Here is an 18,103-nt window from a genome sequence, read left to right as displayed (position 1 = left end):
AATAAAGGTTATATTTTCAGGGAGTGACATTTAATATGGCAGAGAAAAAAGTTATTGTTGTCGGCGGCGGATTAGCCGGAATGATGACAACAATTAAAATAGCAGAACAAGGTGTACATGTTGATTTATTCTCAGTTGTACCCGTAAAACGTTCGCACTCTGTGTGCGCACAAGGGGGTATTAACGGGGCTGTTAATACGAAAGGTGAAGGTGACTCACCTTGGATTCACTTCGATGATACGGTTTACGGTGGCGACTTCTTAGCTAACCAACCACCAGTAAAAGCAATGGCGGATGCAGCACCAAAAATCATTCACTTGCTAGACCGTATGGGTGTAATGTTCAACAGAACACCTGAAGGCTTATTAGACTTCCGTCGTTTCGGTGGTACAATGCACCACAGAACAGCATATGCTGGTGCGACAACAGGTCAACAATTAGTTTATGCACTAGATGAACAAGTTCGTAAATTTGAGGTAGATGGACTTGTAACTAAATATGAAGGATGGGAATTCTTAGGTATTGTTAAAGACCATGATGGTGCTGCACGCGGTATCGTGGCTCAAAACTTAACAGATGCTAAAATTGATTCATTCCGTTCTGATGCAGTTGTTATGGCGACAGGTGGTCCTGGTATCATCTTCGGTAAAACAACAAACTCAATGATTAATACAGGTTCAGCAGCATCTATCGTTTATCAACAAGGTGCAGTATATGCAAATGGTGAATTTATCCAAATCCACCCAACTGCAATTCCTGGTGATGATAAATTACGTTTAATGAGTGAATCAGCACGTGGTGAAGGTGGACGTATTTGGACATACAAAGACGGTAAACCTTGGTATTTCTTAGAAGAAAAATATCCTGATTATGGTAACTTAGTTCCGCGTGATATCGCAACACGTGAAATCTTCGATGTTTGTGTGAACCAAAAACTAGGTATCAATGGTGAAAACATGGTTTACCTTGACCTTTCACATAAAGATCCACATGAATTAGATGTTAAATTGGGCGGTATCATCGAAATTTATGAAAAATTCACAGGTGACGACCCACGTAAAGTACCAATGAAAATTTTCCCAGCCGTTCACTATTCAATGGGCGGATTGTATGTAGACTATGATCAAAATACAACAATCAAGGGATTATTTGCAGCAGGCGAATGTGACTTCTCACAACACGGTGGTAACCGTTTAGGTGCGAACTCATTATTATCTGCGATCTACGGCGGTACTGTAGCGGGTCCTAACGCTGTTAAATACATTGATACAGTTGAAAAATCTTATACTGAATTAGATGACAGCTTGTATCAAGACAGAGTTGACGAAGAACAAAAACGTTTTGACGAATTATTAAATATGAAAGGTACTGAAAATGCCTTCAAACTTCACCGTGAACTTGGTGAAATCATGACTAAAAACGTAACTGTAGTACGTGAAAATAAAGCATTGCTTGAAACTGACGAAAAAATTCTTGAATTGATGAGACGTTATAAAGACATCGACATGGAAGATACTCAAACTTGGAGTAACCAAGCGGTGTTCTTCACTCGTCAATTATGGAATATGTTAGTACTTGCACGTGTTATTACAATCGGTGCATATAACCGTAACGAATCACGTGGTGCCCATTACAAACCAGAATTCCCTGAACGTAATGATGAAGAATGGTTAAAAACTACAATGGCACATTACAATGGTAAATATGAAGCACCAACATTCACATATGAAGATGTTGATATCAGCTTGATTCCACCACGTAAACGTGACTATTCAACTAAATCTCACACTGCAGAAAATAAGGAAGAAGAAGAAGGGAGCGAATCATAATGGCAGAAGAAGTAAAAGACCAAGCTGTTGAGCAACATCATCAACAACAGCAAGCTTCTAATAAACAAAAAACTGTAACTTTGATCATTAAACGACAAGATACTAGTGACTCTCAGCCATATGAAGAAAAATTCGAGATTCCTTACCGTGAAAACTTGAATGTTATTGCGTGTTTGATGGAAATCAGACGTAATCCAATCAATACAAAAGGTGAAAAAGTTGCGCCTGTAACTTGGGACATGAACTGCTTAGAAGAAGTTTGTGGTGCTTGTTCAATGGTTATCAACGGCCATGCGCGTCAAGCATGTTCAGCAATCGTTGACCAATTAGAACAACCGATTCGTTTAGAACCAATGAGCACTTTCCCAATCATCCGTGACTTGCAAGTTGACCGTTCTCGTATGTTCGACAACTTGAAACGTATGAAAGCTTGGATTCCAATCGATGGTACGTACGATTTAGGTCCTGGACCTCGTATGCCTGAGAAAAAACGTCAAACTGCTTATGAATTATCTAAATGTATGACTTGCGGTGTATGTTTAGAAGTTTGTCCTAACGTTACTAAAAACAATGGTTTCGTTGGTGCACAAGCAATTTCACAAGTACGTTTATTCAACTTACACCCAACAGGTTCAATGACAAAAGACGAACGTCTAGACGCATTGATGGGTGCAGGTGGTTTACAAGAATGTGGTAACTCTCAAAACTGTGTAAATGCTTGTCCAAAAGGTATTCCTTTGACAACTTCAATCGCAGCTTTAAACAGAGAAACTTCATTCTACATGTTTAAATCATTCTTTGGTTCAGATCACCAAGTGAACTAATTATAAATATTTTGAGGAAACGGAACATATTTTGTTCCGTTTTTTTATTTAAGAGACGGTTTTCAATCTTTTTTTGAAAATCGTTTTTTTTTGCATATAAAGCACTTAATTTTTGACATAGAGGTGGAGATATTATATTATTTGTTTGTGCAAACAAATAAATGAAAATGAAGAGGAATTTTCTTATGTATAACAAAATTTTAGTTTTAGGTGCTGCAGGTCAAATCGGACGAATTTTAACAAAAGATTTATTAGAACAAACAGACTCAGATTTAGTATTATTTGGTCGGAATATTACAGATCGTTTGAGTATTCAAAATGACCGTGTTGAATTAGTGAATGGTGATTTCAGTGATGAGAAAACATTAGAAAAAGCAATTCAAGATGTAGATTTAGTTTTTGTAAATGCAATGAGCAGAGCTCAAGATATTCAAGTGATTGCGAAAGTGCTTGAAAGTAAACCAGGAATTAAAATGCTAGGAGCATCTATGGCCGGATTGCACGATGATGTTCCAAAAGCTTTAGAAGAATTTGCACAACAAAATCTTCCAAGCTCATACATTGATGGTGAAAAAGAATCAGCTCAAATAATTGAAGACTCAAATATTGATTATACTTTATTACACCTTACTTGGTTATATGATGACCCTTCAAATACTAGTTATGAATTGGTACCAACACCTGAAGTACTTAAAGATGCCCAAGTAACACGTGAAGCAGTGTCAAAAGCTGTTATTGACATTATTACAGATGAAGACCAAAATAAATATAAACGTAAAGGATTTGGGGTAGGCGAACCTAACACACATTACGATAGACCTTCATTTTATTAATACGAAAGGATTAACATGAATATTGAACAATTGTTAAATCTACAAAAATTCCAAAGAAAGTTGAATTTGGAATTGAGCGGAGTTTTAAAACGAAGCAATTATGAAATTACATTAAATGAATTTTATGTACTCTACTTTTTAAAGAAAAGTGAGGGGCATAGCTTAAGTATTAGCGAATTAAGCCAAAAGAATGGTTTAAGTATCAGTGCAACTTCTAGAATGCTTGTGAAATTTGAACAAACTTGCGGTGTGATTGAACGTCATCCGGGCGAAGATAAAAGATCTGTGATGATTACTTTGACACCTAAAGGCGAAGAATATTTAACTGAAAGCTTAACATCAGTAGAAGCAATACTTCAAAATTATACGTTAACGTTTGGAATATTGGAAAAGGAACTACATTTATAACTGTATTTTGATTTTTAATATCTTAATTTAAGTACTCATCTTCAAAGGGCGAGATGGCAAAACCAATTATGGTAGCTATCTCGCTCTTTTTTACGCTTTTTAAGATGACTTCTTTATGGAATGCTTTATAAAATTGAAATTCTGATTAATTCAACGGATTTCATGAATGTGATAAAATATATTTTAAGAATGTTTTGCACAAGGATGAGAAAAAATGAATAAACCAATTGGAGTGATTGACTCAGGAGTCGGCGGCCTCACTGTAGCCAAAGAAATTATACGTCAGCTGCCGAATGAAACAATATATTATCTAGGTGATAGTGCACGTTGTCCTTATGGTCCTAGAGAAGGCGATGAGGTACGGAAATTCACTGTACAATTAGCTCAAAAATTAATGGAATTTGATATTAAGATGTTAGTTATTGCATGTAATACTGCTACTGCTGTAGCATTGGATACATTAAAAGAATTGTTGTCGATACCTGTTATTGGTGTTATTGAACCTGGATCACGTACGGCAATTATGACAACAAAAAACAATAATGTTATGGTGTTAGGGACTGAAGGAACCATTAAATCTGAGGCTTACACAAAACATATTAAAGCCATTAATCCAAATGTGGATGTGACAGGTGTTGCATGTCCGGATTTTGTTCCATTAGTAGAACAAATGCGTTATCATGATCCGGTTCCAACAAACATTGTGATACATCAAACGCTTAAAAATTACCGTATTAGTAAAGCAGACACAGTTATTTTGGGATGTACACACTATCCATTATTATTTGAACCGATACATGACTATTTCGGGGGTTCGAAAACAGTGATTTCTTCAGGATTAGAAACAGCGCGTGAAGTAAGTGCTTTGTTAACATTCAGTAATGAACATGCACCTTATATACCAAATCCTAATCATCGCTTCTTTGCGACAGGAGACACTGAACATATTGAATATATTATTTCACAATGGTTGAAAATTGATGATGTCGAAGTAACACAAGTAAAAGTTGATTAAATAGAGGTGGAAAAGATGGAAGATTTAGTGATAGCAACAGGAAATAAAGGAAAAATTAATGATTTCAAAGTTATTTTTCCTGAATACAATGTCATTGGCATCGGTGAGTTAATTAAAGGTTTTGATGTTGAAGAAACAGGTACAACTTTTGAAGAGAACGCTAAATTGAAATCAGAAGCAGCTGCAAAAGCATTAGGCAAACGTATCATTGCTGACGATAGCGGACTTGCTGTGGATGCTTTAAATGGGGAACCTGGAATTTATTCTGCGCGTTATGCAGGTACTGATAAAGATGATGAAGCTAACATCGTGAAGTTACTGAATAATTTAGGTGATAATGAAAACCGCGATGCTCAATTCGTATGTGTTATCAGTATGAGTGCACCAAATGAAGAGACAGTAACTTTCAGAGGAACGGTTGATGGTGAAATAACACATGAAAAAGAAGGGAACAATGGTTTCGGTTATGATCCTGTGTTTTTCGTTCCTGAAAAAAATAAAACGATGGCACAACTTTCTGCTGAAGAAAAAGGAGAGATTAGTCACAGACGCCGTGCAATTGATAAACTTCGAAATTATTTAAAGGGTGATCAGATTTGAACAGATGGTTAATTGTAAGTGACAATCATACGGAAGCAGGTATTTTATTTGATATTTTTAATCATTACGATGAAGTGAATGTTGCGATTCATCTTGGTGATTCAGAGTTTCAATATGATGATACGGAACTCAGCTTATTTCGACGTGTAAAAGGTAATTGTGATTTTTATCCAGAATTTCCTACAGAAGAAATTGTAGAAGCAGATGGCGTACGCGCTTTTTATACACATGGCCATATGTATAATGTAAATACAACACGCATGCAGCTTGCAGAAAAAGCTAAATCATTAGAATGCCAATTTGCTTTTTATGGCCATACGCACATTGCACGCTATGAGGAAATATCTGGCGTGCACGTCATCAATCCAGGGAGTATTTCTCAATCCAGAAGCCGAACTGAAGAAACTTATGCAGAGTTATTGATAGATGACAATGAAAAAGATGCTACTTTAAATTTCCGTAATCGACAACATGCTATTATTGATACGGTTGAATTTAAGATATAAAAATGATGCCAGAGTATATCAAAACTTATTAAAAAGTGATATACACTGGCATTTTTTATTGTTGTGTTTTGTGGTTTGAAAAATCTATAAGAGACAGGATAAACATAATTGTTGGCGGTATAATGAAAATAAATCCCAAAAAGCCAACAATTAAAAACATATGCACTCCACTAATAATACCTGCAATAGACAGGAGATTTATTACTTCAGGATTTTCTGAAAATATAGGTCTCATATATTCTTCTCCTTAATATGTAATGAGTTATTATTTCATCACTAAGGATAATTTAACATATTTTAATATAGATTGAGTGATAACCCTCAAGTGATTGATTGGATATCTTAACTGGCTTAAAACTCTGTAACATAAAGTTAGAAGTATCTTTTAGAAACTACTTATTTTCTTTGACTGCAAAGTAGTTATCTTCGCTATCAGCAAAATTGAAAACTCTGCCTTGTGGAGATTCAACAAGCTCACCTATAAAGATGCCTTTACTTTGAAAATCTGCATAAAGCTTGTCGATATCATCTGTTCCAAACATCAAAGACGGTGTATCTGTACTGATACCAAGTGACATCGCTTCTACTTTTGCTTTATCATGAAGTACTATTTCAGTTTGTGATGCTTTTGTTGGTTTAAGTACAATCGTACGTATTGCTTGGTTTGAAATATCGGAAACTTCTACAAAATCTAATTTTTCAATCCAGAAATTTTTTGCTGCTTCTTGGTCATAAACGTATAACATAACTTGATCTAATTGATTTATCATTATTTCACCTCAAATAAGTTTCATAGTCTCTTACCTTTATTATTATTGTTTGAAACATAGTATAATAAGGTATGTAAAAGTGCAATATTAAAAAAAGGAGCCTAAACTATGACTCAATTATATCCATATTTAGCATTTGATAATACCAAAGAAGCTTTAAAATATTATGAAGAGGTATTCGGCGCAACAGATATCAATCGCTTGCCAGTTCAACGCGAACAAGCTGAGAGTTTCGGTGTTGATCCAGACAAAGCAGAAGATAGTACGATGCATTCTGAATTTAAAATTGCAGGTGTGACTTTATTTGCTTCAGACGCATTTGATAAAAATAAAGATAATAAAATTACTGAAGGCATCTCATTATTGATTGATTATGATATTAACGATGCAGAAGATGTTAAACGTGTTGAAGAATTATACGAAAAAGTAAAAGATGATCAGTCGATTACAGTTGATATGCCATTAGCAGACCAATTTTGGGGTGGAAAAATGGGCTCATTCTCGGATAAATATAATGTTCGTTGGATGCTGCATGGTCAAGATCACAGCAAGCAACAATAATCTTATTTTGTTGTAGGAACTGTATGTATACAAAGTAACTTCATACGGTTCCTTTAACTTATTAAACAGTTCATCAAATTGGGTTTGAAGTTATTATTAAGCAATACATATCATATATATTAATAAATATAAGAATTATTGAAGGTACATAGAAAAATGAGGTGAGTTATATGGATAATATTGAAGTCATCGTTAAAAAGACACAAGATTTGTCACCGGAAGAACTTGTTCAAATTATGATTGAACGCGTAAAAGTTTTTGTCGTTGAACAAAATTGCCCTTATCAAGAAATAGATGAAGAAGACTTTAATGCTGAACACGTGATTTTAAAGAAAGATAACCAAATTGCTGCTTATGCCAGACTAATAAAAACAGAAGAGGATTTTAGAATTGGCCGTGTTATTGTGGTTAAAGCGTATCGCAAAAATAAATTAGGTTATCAATTAATGGATACGGCAATTGAAGAATTGAGAAAGGTCGATACAAAGCGACCTATTAAGATTTCAGCACAAGAACATCTGCTTAAATTTTATGGTTCGTTTGGATTCGAACGGACTTCTGAGACATATTTAGAAGATGGTATACCTCATGTTGATATGGTATTAGAAGCGGATTAATAAGTAATAAAGACTCCCTTTAAGCATTACTGAAAAATGTAATCGCAATGAATAAAGGGAGTCTTTTTGAATTAAATAGTATAATTAAATTTTCAATTATTGTTCTTGAGCATCAATATATTCTCTATAACTTTCACGTTCCATAGATAAGTTTTCCATTACTTTTGCAAATTCTACAGTTTCAGGTTTGTCCTCAAATTTTAATTTTAACTCTTCATCAGAATCACCATATTTAAATTCTACTGAGTGATTCAACATGTTGTTTTTAAACTTCACTTCATGTAAATCTGCAATAACATAATCATAAACGTCATTATCTAAGACTACATAGAGATTAACACGACCTACGAAAACAGCACCTTCTCCATGTCCTTTACCGTTAATTTTAGGATGTACATCAGCTTCAAATTCAAATAATACTTCAATTAAGTCAGGTTTTTCCTCTGTTAAAACATCTACATATTTTTGTTTTGCGTTCATTATAAAAACCTCCATATTTTAAAGAAATGCTAAATACAGTGATGCTAGATTATAGTTTATAATTACCCTGAATTAAATAGAGTTAATAAGTGTTATAGATAAATGGCCATGAAATTAGATATAAATGGTTTATTCTTCATTTATTTTAATGATACTTACAAAACTAAATTGTGCATCGCTAGGAATTTTCATAATCTCTAAACTTAAAGGATGAATTTGGTTTTCAGATTTCAAATTATAGATGTAAGGTGGTAATTCATTTTCAAACTCTACTGGATATTTTTCAAGAGAATCTACTAGAAGACGAAAATAATCTTGAGGTTCGTACTCATTAACACGTTCTGTCAGTAACTTTAAATAAGATTTACCGAATAAGGATTGATGCTTTCTTATTGTTTCAAATGCATTTTCGTTTTTTAAACTGATTAAGTTCAATTCATCATCATCAAAACTTGTGACATCTTTTAACACTACATTCAGTGCTCTAAGTTCAGGTATGAAATCTCCTTCATATATAAAGTTATTGTATTCGAAAATGAGTTTGTATCGGTTGGAATAGTTTGATGTATTATTACCAATGTACTTTAAAAGATAATCTAATTGCTGCAAGTATTTAATATCCATTTTGAAAAACCCCTTTGTTAGTTTTAATATTTATACCCTAAAAACCAAGGTTTTTACTGATAAAAGATTTTATTTTTGTTTACGTCAACTTTTTTATTAAAAATCAAATTTGTTGTTTTAATTTATCTTCCAATACATTAAACTGATTAATAAAGGAATATTATGCAAAGAAAAGGGGACATGTATAGTGAAAAAGGTTTTATTTTTATTATTAGCTAGTTTTTTAGTTTTAGGGGCATGTGGACAAAAAGATGATAGCAAGTCTGATGATAATAAATCAGAAACAACTAAAAAAGAAACTAAAAAAGATGACAAAGAAAAATCAGAAAAAAGAAAGATAAGACAAAAGAAAATAAAGATGACAACGAAAATGTGGATAATAACCAACAATCAGAAACAGCAATGGAAAATGAGCAACAGACTAATGAGGTACAAAACAATAATCAGCAAAGTGCCGCAGATCAAAATGCTGCAGAACAAAATGGAGCACAACAACAATACAATCAATCAAATGCGACTGAACAAAATGTAGCGCAGCAAGCACCACAACCACAACAAAATCAAGCACCAACAGAAGAAGAAGTAACGCAAAAATTAAAAAGTGGTCAAAATGTAAATGGAATTGTTGATGCTGAAGGTAATACCTGGCATCAAGCTCCAGGTGGCGGAGATGCAGTTGGTATCACTAAACCTGACGGTACAACATGTACGGTCGGTGGATGTATGTCGCCAGATGGAAAATCAGTTCCCGATGAACATTAATAATATAATTTTTTAAGGCTCTCATAACATGAGAGTCTTTTTTAGTATGAAAAGAGTTTAGAAGATTATAGATTCAATCAACAATAGAATTGTTAATTGATAGAGAAAAAATTTATAGCAATACCTTTAATGATTGAATAACAAGAAAAATCGGGATTCATAATTTTTGGTAATAATAATTGTTTTATTGTTTGTTAATAATGAGTTAATTACTGTTTTGTTGTAAATAGTGTATTGTATGTAATCATATAAGATTACATGGAGGATTTAATTATGAAAAATAAAATTATAGCAAAATCATTATTAGCGTTAGCGGCATTAGGAGTAACAGTTACAACATTAGCAGGCAGTATTGAAGCAAGTGAATCTTATGGACCTAGAGACAAGAAACCTGTCAGTATTAATAACAATATTGTTGAATACAACGATGGAACTTATAAATATCAATCTAGACCTAAATTTAACCAAACACCTAAGTATATTAAAATAAAACATGACTACAACATCGTTGAATATAATGATGGTACTTTTGGATATGGCGCTCGTCCAGCAACGACAAAGTCAGAGAAGAAAAATGATTTGTTATTAAAGAGAGCGCAACAGTTGCAGAATGCTGAACAATTAGTAAGAGAATTTGAAAAGACACATACAATTAATGCACACAGAAAAGCACAAAGAGCTGTAAATATTGTATCTTTTGAATACAGCGTGAAAAAACATGTATTACAAGAAAGAATTGAAAACGTATTGAAAAAAGGTTACGTTAAATAAAAAAATCCATAAAGAATATCTAAAGACAATGTTTATTTTGTCTATGAATGTTTTGAAGAATAAAGATTATTTTTTGAATCATAAGTAAAAACACGCTAATCATGGAGTAGACAAATTATGGGATACAATTAAGCAATGTGTAAAAAAACAATTCGTAATTTCAAGACATAAGATAGGTTTGCTTGGCTAAGGCAGCTCTCTTTTTTACATAATCTTTACAAAAATAGTTAATTCACAACATAATTTTGAATTATACTATTTTGTAATACTGTTTTTAAGCCAAGAAAAAGAGGTGCGAAATGTTTAGTGAACTAAAAGAAGATTTGAATGTAAATTATTCTTTGATAAGCAAGATGGTGATAGCACATTATAGATTAGGTAATTATGCTTATCGAAAGGATTATAAATCTTTGATTTTGTTATACAAAATGTTGAAAGGTGCAATTAAAGCAATTTCAAATTCAGACATACATCCAACTGCTCAAATAGGGGAAAGATTCAGGTTGGAACATGATGGAATTGGTGTTGTAATACATTCAACTGCAGTAATTGGAAATGACTGCAGAATGTTTCACCAAGCTACTATAGGGATTAACGATTTCAAAAGTGAACAGGCTGCAAGTATTGGAGATAATGTAATGATAGGAACAGGAACAAAAATCATTGGTGATCTCGAAATAGGAAACAATGTAAAAATTGGTGCAAACGCAGTGGTTACTAAAAATGTACCTGACAATAGCGTCGCAGTTGGTATTCCAGCTCAGATCGTGGAACCGGAACTAGTAGCATAATAGAGATAAAAATTATCCGCCTAAATTAATAGGTGGGTTTTTAATAGTTAAAAAAGCATCGAAATAAATCTGTTTTTTCTTTCTAAAAATAGGCGGAATGTAGTATATAAAGGGCTTTCAACTATCTTCTAAAATTCTATTACGTCCCGGGGGGTTTGTAGTGGATAATAGAAAGATTAATGGTTAATGACAAAAAATAGTAAGGACTTTTATAAGGAATTATAAAAATTGTGGAAATGATTCGTTTGAATAAAAACAGGATAATATAGATGAATCCTTTTCTTTAAATCATCATTCAACAGAAAAATTAGAAGATAATATGTTTTTTAATGAATTGGAACCAGTCATAGATGTAATCTGGACAGATAAGGAATTTTATATATTTGAAATACTTGTCGAAGGTAAAAGTTACAATGAAAAATGAAATAGGAGAGATAATGGGTGTGACAGGAAGTCGAATAAGACAAATATATTAGTAAGTTATTGGATAAGCTGCCTTAACAGGTGGTTTTTTAAATATATACATATATAAAGTGTTACTTTTTTTGTGAAATGCACTTAAATATATGTATGAATTAATGTTGCAATAGATTAGAATTATATAAGAGGATTGTATTATATGTATCGCCTCATAAAGCAAATAATCCTTCTGGAAATATAAGTGACGAAGATATACAAGGTATGGCAGATAAAGCAAGCGAATATGATGCCGAAGTCGCAAAACACAACGCAAATGTTGAAGAGCATAACGAATGGATTCAGGAACAACTTGAATCTGCTGGATTAGATAAATAAAACAAAGTAGAGGGATATTACTATGAAAAAAGTCTTATTTTTATTATTAGCAAGTTTCTTAGTTTTAGCAGCATGCGGCCAAAAAGAGGAAAGTAAATCAGAGGATAAGAAGTCGGAATCTAAGAAAAAAGACTCTAAGGCTAAGAAAGGAAAAGAAGATAAAAAGAAATCAGATAAAAAAGAAATGGCAGACAACCAACAAAAAGAAAACTCCGATCAACAAGTTTATAATAGCGAGCAACCCACAGTACAACCAGACAATACACAACAAGTGGAAGCACCTCAACAGACAAATGAACAGCAACCCGTTCAACAAGAACAGAATGTACAACCTACTCAACAAGCACCTGTCAATACTGCAAGACAACAAGCGTTGAATGAAGGAATTGATTTCGATAATCCTACACCTGCTCAAATTGAAAGAATGAGAGAATTGAGCAAACAATCACCGTATGGCATGCAAGAGCCTACATTAGCGGGGCCTATGGAATAAAAATTGTGCAGTCACTCTGCTTTTGTTGTTTTCAAAAAAGTAAATAATGAATAACTAATATGAATAGAGGTAACAACAATGAAAAAAGTCATGTACTGGGTATTTATAGGGTTTTCAATTTTTATGATTATAGGCGGAATTATTTCTATCAGTGAAGACGGAGCAGAAGAAATAGATATTTTATTGTTTCTGGTATTCTTATTATTGTTGATATTCAGCATTTACAAGTTAGTAAAAATCAAAAAAATGAATGAAATGAATAAACCTAAAGAAAACTATTTACTAAAGAAACTTGAAGAAGAATATCGAAAGAAGCAGGCTGAAAGAAAATACGAAGAAAATTCTACACCAGTAAAAGAAAAGCAAAACGAAAAAATAAATAATGCAAAATTTGAAAAGGAAAATACTGAGATTAATTCAAAACACACTGAATCTACTAATCAAGACATTATTGATTATTCAAAAAATGAAGAACGAATAAAGTCGCTCAGTTTTCCAGTTGAACAAGAAACTCCAAATAATATAACTAATAGTGTCGCGAATAAAAATGATGAAGATAATCTTTTTTACGAATCATTTCCTGTGGTTGGATTGAATTATGAGAACAGACGAGAAAAACTGAAGAAAATGATAAATGCTATGAAAAAGAATGAAGAATTTTATCCTTTGTATGATGATTTAAGAGGGATGGAACTAAGAGAAGAATTGGAGTTCGGAGATAAAATATACGAAATACAAGATGATGAAAGCATTCACGGAGTCTATTTAGAAAAAGAACCTGACAATAGATATGATGCAAATGCTATAAAAGTTATGGTTTCAAATGAATATGGTGAATTTCATATTGGATATATTCCCAAAGAGGATGCAGCTATATTTAACAATTATGTCGACGATATAGTTACTTGCAACGCTTATATTTATGGTGGTAAATATAAAGAATTTGATGATTTTGAAGATAAAATTAAGACGAAAGAAAATCCTTACGGCTTAATTTTGACAGTGTCTTACTACAAATAAAAATAATCAGGAAATCTACGCTGCCCTTATTATTTTCAAAGCAATTAAATGACTGAGGTCAAAAAAAGTTAATATAAAGATAGAATAACAAGAATATAAACAACTACAGACATAAATGATTAACAGAGGTAACAGCATGAAAAAATAACTCTCATTTTATTTTTTGTAATAACACCATTGTTGTTTTTGAAAGAAATATTTTCCACAGATTTATTTGGTTCTGATAATAATAATGGAGTGACTTCTGGGGAAAGAATTATATATGTGTATGATCAAGCAATATAGTTTAACCATTATTTGTAGACCCTTTCCAATTGATTCTTCCAAGCGAAAAGCATAATTAAAATGATTTTATGACAAATAATTTATGGGCAGTAAAAGTTTTTTAACGAAAATTCTACTAGGTAACCGCTATTTTTTAGACAAAGTAGTGGTTTTTTTATTTAACAATGTTAGTTATCATCTTTATAAACTATATTTCTATTTTATTTAATTATCTTTAGCGTTCGTAACATAAGAGTTTATTGAATTTGATTTCCTTAAATTTTCCCTATAAAAATAAAAAAGCCCATAACCACAAGGGTTAAAGGCTCTAATAGACGTCCTGGGAGGGATTGTATAAACGCCTGAATACCAGTGTTTTCGGTTATTTGGTGTAGTTATGGTGTAGTTCCGCTACAAAACTTTTAAAGCATTAATAGCTTTATCATTTTCCGTTTCATAACTTTCTTCTAATAAATGAGAATATACTTCTAAAGTTGTTTTGATATTTTTGTGTCCTAATCGTTTAGAGATATAATAAATCGATATACCTTTGCTTAATAGATAAGAACAATGTGTATGACGTAACGCATGAGATGTGATAGGTTTTATATTCAAACGTTGGCAGTAGCATTTGAGTGCTTTATTTACTGCATTAGTCGTTATGGAGTCGAAAACCAATCCGCTCATATTTTTCGGATAACTGTCAATCACACTTAGAATATGCTGCATATCATTTGGCGTAATCGAAACAGTACGAGGGGAGGTATCTGTTTTGTTCTCATCTATATACAAAGTACAATCTTTTTTATTAATAAAGTCATATTGTAATCTGATTGCACCGCTTATTCTGCAACCCGTAGCAATCATGATGAATAAAATAAGTGATGATCGTGAATTACTTTCTCTAACGGCTTCTTTCAATTTGGTATACTCTGCCACTGTTATATATTTATCATCTTCTTTTTGTGCTTCCACTTCGCCTTTATACGTAACCTTATAAGTAAAATTCTTTTTGACAATACCCTCATGCACAGCATCGTCAACGGCAGTAGATATATTACCATTGAATTTACGTATGGTTTCATTGGAATGTTCTTCTGCATAACTTGTGATGAATTTCTGATACATTCTGCGAGTAATATTTTTTAATGGCGTATGACCGATTTTATCACTGTCTAATAACTTAATAATAGTGGTATAGGTTCTGTACGTAATTTCAGACACATTAGGCTTGCGATAAGTTTCTGCCCATTCTTTAAAATAATCATGCAGCGTTACATCGTTATCAAATTGCATACCTTCTGACAATTCTGCACGCGCTTTTGTTTCTGCTTCTGTTGCTTCTCTTTTAGTTTTAAAACCGCTTTTACGATAAGTTTTACCCTCATAACCGAAAGCATATTGCCAAGTGTTGCGTTCCTTTCTTTTACTGACAGTCATATCAATCCTCCTTTAAAAAGGTAAAAAATAATAAGGGTACGGTGGTGTACCCAGTAAATATAACTTTTGTTTATCGTTCTGTGTAACATATATAATTATATGTTATAATTAAAGAAAAAGTAGGTGAGATAGTGGATTTTAATATTATATTAGCGATAGTTGCAACAGGTTTACCTGGACTTTTTTCATACTGGATACTTACTCAATTAGACATTGTGTTTTACAATAATAATCAAAATGCAGATAAATCTGTTTTACTAATTTCATTATCCTTATTGAATGTATTTATTGCATTTATTTCTTTAAATCTTCTAGGTATTACTATTAATAATATTTCTCCTATAAAATTAATTATTATTTTTATTATTAGTTTAGTAATTGTTTGTCTTCTATCAATGTATATATATCCTTTTGTATTCAAGTGGTTACAAAAGTACATGAATGACAAGAAAGTTAAAACAGGATTATCTATTAAATCTAATTACAAAGTGTTGCCTAGAATATTACATGCAAGACCTAAAAACAAAAAATATACTCAAGCATATATATTTGATTTCGATAATAGATTAATTATAGAAGGTACAGTAGGAGAGTTTTCTTACACTTCTCCCGAAATATCAATAGAAAATACAGTTGATACGAAAACCACATATGAGCAAGCGATAAGAATATATGATAGAAGCGATAATATTAATAGATCTATTTATTTAGATTATGATAGAAATATTAAAATAATATTAATTCATTATTAATCCTTGCTTGGTGGCTTAGGTGGTTTAACAGGTTTAGATTGAAGCCGTCCTGTTTCTTGATTCCTAAATTCACCTTTGCCAGGGGAAACACCACCGTTCTTTTCCCAAGCAATTTGTTCTTTGTTTGATTTCTTTTCACTCACAATATCACCACCTTTCAGCGTCTAACTCAGTTAGGCGTTATTTTTATACCTATTCGCCCCATACTGGAGGGGATAAAAAATAGGGCAAGTGAATGTCCTGTTAAGTTAAACCTTCATTAATAAGTAATAGTTATTAAAAACAATTAGTTTATGTTATTATTTGATTAATAGGATATCGGGCGCTCGTGGTTTCGTTATTTCAGAAACTATGCGTTGCACCTTCCTAATTAAAGGCTTGGCTCAAAGTCACCGTATCATCAAACTTAGGTTTCCTTTGAATTCACCCGATGCAAACTATACATTACTGTATAGAAGGGCAATAAATTACCAATATTCGTTGTTCCAGCGATACTTTTTGCAAATCGAGATTGTACTTTCATAGATTGTAAATTGTTAATCACACCAACTCCTTTAACATTTTTCAGTCCAAATGCTTTAGATAATGATGGCTGTTGTTTTGCAATATCTTTTAATGCATTAGTAGCTGGAGAACCAATATTTTTCAAAATTGTTATCGCCGCCGTTTTTTATCGGTGGCTTCTTTGTGTTTCCACAAAGTTCAGCATATGTGTTTATCCTATTAAATCATTTTTCATTTTTTATCCCCTCTATTCTTCTTTATTTATATATTTAAAAACCTGCAACGGCTCGAACTGAATAACATGACCATTGTGACAGGTTGATAAACCGAATTTACTTTTGTAATGTTGTAAAACTGTATATACGTATTCTTCGCTTAACTGAACATATTCAGCAAGTTCATATAAGCTACTTACTCCGTATTTATATGCGTCTATAATTTTATTTAACGGTAGCGCATTTTCATAACCATATCTTCTTGCGTAATTTTCGAATTTTCGGTTATTGAAACTTGATTGATCTAAAATATTTCCATATGTAAGTTTAAGATGACCTAATTCTTCATAGAGGTTTTCCAATTTCTCAGTATCGCTTAGACCTTTGTCTATAAGAATTAAATCATCTGAATAAAAACCTTTATAACCATCAGGTAAATGAACGCGGTCCTTGATTTTCACATAATCAATCTCCATTAATAAATCTTCATAACGTGACAATAAAGCCAACCCCTTTATTTATCTTCGTTTTTAAATCTTTCTACTAAACTCATGATGTAATCTATATCTTCTTGTTTCAATTCGCCCTCTAAATGAGCTGCTAATGTTTGTGGTTCTTCTGTTGATTCTTCTTTAGGAAAGAAATCATCAATGCTGCATTTTAAAATATGAGAAAGTTCAAACAGCGTATCTTGATTAGCTTTTCTCAAACCTTTTTCATATCTGCTAACAGCTTGTCTACTAACGTTTAATTTATCAGCTAAACCTTGTTGAGTTAAACCACGTTTTTCTCTATGCTCTTTTATCTGATTTCCAACATAAATTGCTAGTTCTTCTTGATTCATTTTAATTTCCTCCGTTGTTTTGTTAAATTAATTATACATTATATGTCACCAATTTGGTAGCCTAATTTTTACAAAAATCTAAAATAATTTGCAAAAGTCTATTTACATGTCACCAATATGGTGCTATAGTTGTATTTGTCAGGAGGTGCTAATGCAATGCAACATAAACTATATGGCTTGAGAAAAGGTAAATATACTCAAGATGAAATGGCGAAAATTTTAAATATAAGTAGAAACTCTTACATCAACAAAGAGCGAAGTAAAACGCCATTCAATTTAGATGAGATGTTTATAATCTCAAAGTTATTCAATAAAAATATGGAAGATATTTTTTTACCCAGATGTCACCAAAATGGTAACAAAGAGCACCAAAAAACTTAAAGGA

Annotated in this window: 25 protein-coding genes; 16 read left to right on the top strand and 9 right to left on the bottom strand. The window is 32.3% G+C overall.

Annotated elements, in window-relative coordinates:
• Positions 1-35: 35 nt before the first annotated feature.
• The 7 genes from sdhA to A4G25_RS03855 all read left to right on the top strand — a co-directional run bounded on the left by sdhA (position 36) and on the right by A4G25_RS03855 (position 6,015).
• Positions 36-1,829: a succinate dehydrogenase flavoprotein subunit gene (gene sdhA, locus A4G25_RS03885; RefSeq protein ID WP_047132446.1), complete on the top strand. Its 1,794-nt coding sequence runs from the start codon at positions 36-38 to the stop codon at positions 1,827-1,829.
• Positions 1,829-2,653: a succinate dehydrogenase iron-sulfur subunit gene (gene sdhB / locus A4G25_RS03880; protein WP_015900019.1), complete on the top strand. Its 825-nt coding sequence runs from the start codon at positions 1,829-1,831 to the stop codon at positions 2,651-2,653. The genes sdhA and sdhB overlap by 1 nt, the downstream gene beginning before the upstream one ends.
• 185 nt (positions 2,654-2,838) lie before the next feature.
• Positions 2,839-3,486, top strand: a complete 648-nt coding sequence (locus tag A4G25_RS03875; protein WP_047132447.1) for an NAD(P)H-binding protein — start codon at positions 2,839-2,841, stop codon at positions 3,484-3,486.
• A gap of 15 nt (positions 3,487-3,501) precedes the next feature.
• Positions 3,502-3,894, top strand: coding sequence for a MarR family winged helix-turn-helix transcriptional regulator (locus tag A4G25_RS03870; protein ID WP_047132448.1), 393 nt, complete (start codon positions 3,502-3,504; stop codon positions 3,892-3,894).
• Between the two features lie 214 nt (positions 3,895-4,108).
• The gene (gene racE / locus A4G25_RS03865) at positions 4,109-4,909 is read left to right on the top strand and encodes a glutamate racemase (RefSeq protein WP_047132449.1); all 801 of its coding nucleotides are present in this window, start codon (positions 4,109-4,111) and stop codon (positions 4,907-4,909) included.
• A 15-nt stretch (positions 4,910-4,924) separates the two neighbouring features.
• On the top strand, positions 4,925-5,509 hold the full coding sequence (locus A4G25_RS03860; RefSeq protein ID WP_047132450.1) for an XTP/dITP diphosphatase: 585 nt from the start codon (positions 4,925-4,927) through the stop codon (positions 5,507-5,509).
• Positions 5,506-6,015 (top strand): YfcE family phosphodiesterase, encoded by a 510-nt coding sequence (locus A4G25_RS03855; RefSeq protein WP_047132451.1) that lies wholly within the window; start codon positions 5,506-5,508, stop codon positions 6,013-6,015. Before A4G25_RS03860 ends, A4G25_RS03855 begins: the two co-directional genes overlap by 4 nt.
• Before the next feature lie 55 nt (positions 6,016-6,070).
• Here the strand turns inward: A4G25_RS03855 and A4G25_RS03850 are convergent, their stop codons facing one another.
• On the bottom strand, positions 6,071-6,250 hold the full coding sequence (locus tag A4G25_RS03850) for a hypothetical protein (protein WP_047132452.1): 180 nt from the start codon (positions 6,248-6,250) through the stop codon (positions 6,071-6,073).
• A gap of 157 nt (positions 6,251-6,407) precedes the next feature.
• Positions 6,408-6,785, bottom strand: a complete 378-nt coding sequence (locus A4G25_RS03845; protein ID WP_047132453.1) for a VOC family protein — start codon at positions 6,783-6,785, stop codon at positions 6,408-6,410.
• Between the two features lie 108 nt (positions 6,786-6,893).
• Between A4G25_RS03845 and A4G25_RS03840 the strand changes: the two genes are divergently transcribed.
• Positions 6,894-7,346, top strand: coding sequence for a VOC family protein (locus A4G25_RS03840; RefSeq protein ID WP_047132454.1), 453 nt, complete (start codon positions 6,894-6,896; stop codon positions 7,344-7,346).
• Positions 7,347-7,516: 170 nt separating this feature from the next.
• The gene (locus A4G25_RS03835) at positions 7,517-7,963 is read left to right on the top strand and encodes a GNAT family N-acetyltransferase (protein ID WP_047132455.1); all 447 of its coding nucleotides are present in this window, start codon (positions 7,517-7,519) and stop codon (positions 7,961-7,963) included.
• A 96-nt stretch (positions 7,964-8,059) separates the two neighbouring features.
• Here the strand turns inward: A4G25_RS03835 and A4G25_RS03830 are convergent, their stop codons facing one another.
• The gene (locus tag A4G25_RS03830; RefSeq protein ID WP_047132456.1) at positions 8,060-8,443 is read right to left on the bottom strand and encodes a hypothetical protein; all 384 of its coding nucleotides are present in this window, start codon (positions 8,441-8,443) and stop codon (positions 8,060-8,062) included.
• A gap of 129 nt (positions 8,444-8,572) precedes the next feature.
• Entirely contained in the window at positions 8,573-9,067 is a 495-nt protein-coding gene (locus tag A4G25_RS03825; protein WP_047132457.1) for a hypothetical protein, read from the bottom strand.
• Positions 9,068-9,439: 372 nt separating this feature from the next.
• Between A4G25_RS03825 and A4G25_RS03820 the strand changes: the two genes are divergently transcribed.
• The 5 genes from A4G25_RS03820 to A4G25_RS03800 all read left to right on the top strand — a co-directional run bounded on the left by A4G25_RS03820 (position 9,440) and on the right by A4G25_RS03800 (position 13,699).
• Complete coding sequence (locus A4G25_RS03820; protein ID WP_047132458.1) at positions 9,440-9,829, top strand: hypothetical protein; 390 nt, start codon at positions 9,440-9,442, stop codon at positions 9,827-9,829.
• A 273-nt stretch (positions 9,830-10,102) separates the two neighbouring features.
• Positions 10,103-10,600, top strand: a complete 498-nt coding sequence (locus A4G25_RS03815; protein ID WP_047132459.1) for a fibrinogen-binding protein — start codon at positions 10,103-10,105, stop codon at positions 10,598-10,600.
• A gap of 299 nt (positions 10,601-10,899) precedes the next feature.
• The gene (locus A4G25_RS03810) at positions 10,900-11,391 is read left to right on the top strand and encodes a serine O-acetyltransferase (protein WP_052766763.1); all 492 of its coding nucleotides are present in this window, start codon (positions 10,900-10,902) and stop codon (positions 11,389-11,391) included.
• Positions 11,392-12,208: 817 nt separating this feature from the next.
• On the top strand, positions 12,209-12,679 hold the full coding sequence (locus A4G25_RS03805; protein WP_052766764.1) for a hypothetical protein: 471 nt from the start codon (positions 12,209-12,211) through the stop codon (positions 12,677-12,679).
• 78 nt (positions 12,680-12,757) lie between these two features.
• The gene (locus A4G25_RS03800) at positions 12,758-13,699 is read left to right on the top strand and encodes an HIRAN domain-containing protein (RefSeq protein ID WP_052766765.1); all 942 of its coding nucleotides are present in this window, start codon (positions 12,758-12,760) and stop codon (positions 13,697-13,699) included.
• Between the two features lie 675 nt (positions 13,700-14,374).
• Here A4G25_RS03800 and A4G25_RS03795 read toward each other — a convergent pair.
• On the bottom strand, positions 14,375-15,403 hold the full coding sequence (locus A4G25_RS03795; protein ID WP_047132460.1) for a tyrosine-type recombinase/integrase: 1,029 nt from the start codon (positions 15,401-15,403) through the stop codon (positions 14,375-14,377).
• Positions 15,404-15,534: 131 nt separating this feature from the next.
• Here A4G25_RS03795 and A4G25_RS03790 point away from each other — a divergent pair, with 131 nt between their 5' ends.
• Positions 15,535-16,155, top strand: a complete 621-nt coding sequence (locus tag A4G25_RS03790) for a hypothetical protein (RefSeq protein WP_063164615.1) — start codon at positions 15,535-15,537, stop codon at positions 16,153-16,155.
• Here A4G25_RS03790 and A4G25_RS12950 read toward each other — a convergent pair.
• From A4G25_RS12950 to A4G25_RS03775, 4 genes are all read right to left on the bottom strand, one after another.
• Complete coding sequence (locus tag A4G25_RS12950; protein WP_156483155.1) at positions 16,152-16,298, bottom strand: hypothetical protein; 147 nt, start codon at positions 16,296-16,298, stop codon at positions 16,152-16,154. The genes A4G25_RS03790 and A4G25_RS12950 overlap by 4 nt on opposite strands.
• A gap of 263 nt (positions 16,299-16,561) precedes the next feature.
• Positions 16,562-16,804 carry a hypothetical protein gene (locus A4G25_RS03785; RefSeq protein ID WP_047130985.1) on the bottom strand — a complete coding sequence of 81 codons (243 nt, stop codon included), beginning with the start codon at positions 16,802-16,804 and terminating at the stop codon, positions 16,562-16,564.
• Positions 16,805-16,906: 102 nt separating this feature from the next.
• On the bottom strand, positions 16,907-17,374 hold the full coding sequence (locus tag A4G25_RS03780) for an ImmA/IrrE family metallo-endopeptidase (protein WP_047130984.1): 468 nt from the start codon (positions 17,372-17,374) through the stop codon (positions 16,907-16,909).
• Positions 17,375-17,388: 14 nt separating this feature from the next.
• On the bottom strand, positions 17,389-17,718 hold the full coding sequence (locus A4G25_RS03775) for a helix-turn-helix transcriptional regulator (protein WP_047130983.1): 330 nt from the start codon (positions 17,716-17,718) through the stop codon (positions 17,389-17,391).
• Between the two features lie 156 nt (positions 17,719-17,874).
• Between A4G25_RS03775 and A4G25_RS03770 the strand changes: the two genes are divergently transcribed.
• Positions 17,875-18,099 carry a helix-turn-helix transcriptional regulator gene (locus A4G25_RS03770; protein ID WP_047130982.1) on the top strand — a complete coding sequence of 75 codons (225 nt, stop codon included), beginning with the start codon at positions 17,875-17,877 and terminating at the stop codon, positions 18,097-18,099.
• Positions 18,100-18,103: the final 4 nt, after the last annotated feature.

The sequence above is a fragment of the Staphylococcus condimenti genome (genome assembly GCF_001618885.1).
Classification (GTDB): domain Bacteria; phylum Bacillota; class Bacilli; order Staphylococcales; family Staphylococcaceae; genus Staphylococcus; species Staphylococcus condimenti.
This window is presented reverse-complemented; position numbering and strand designations above follow the sequence as displayed.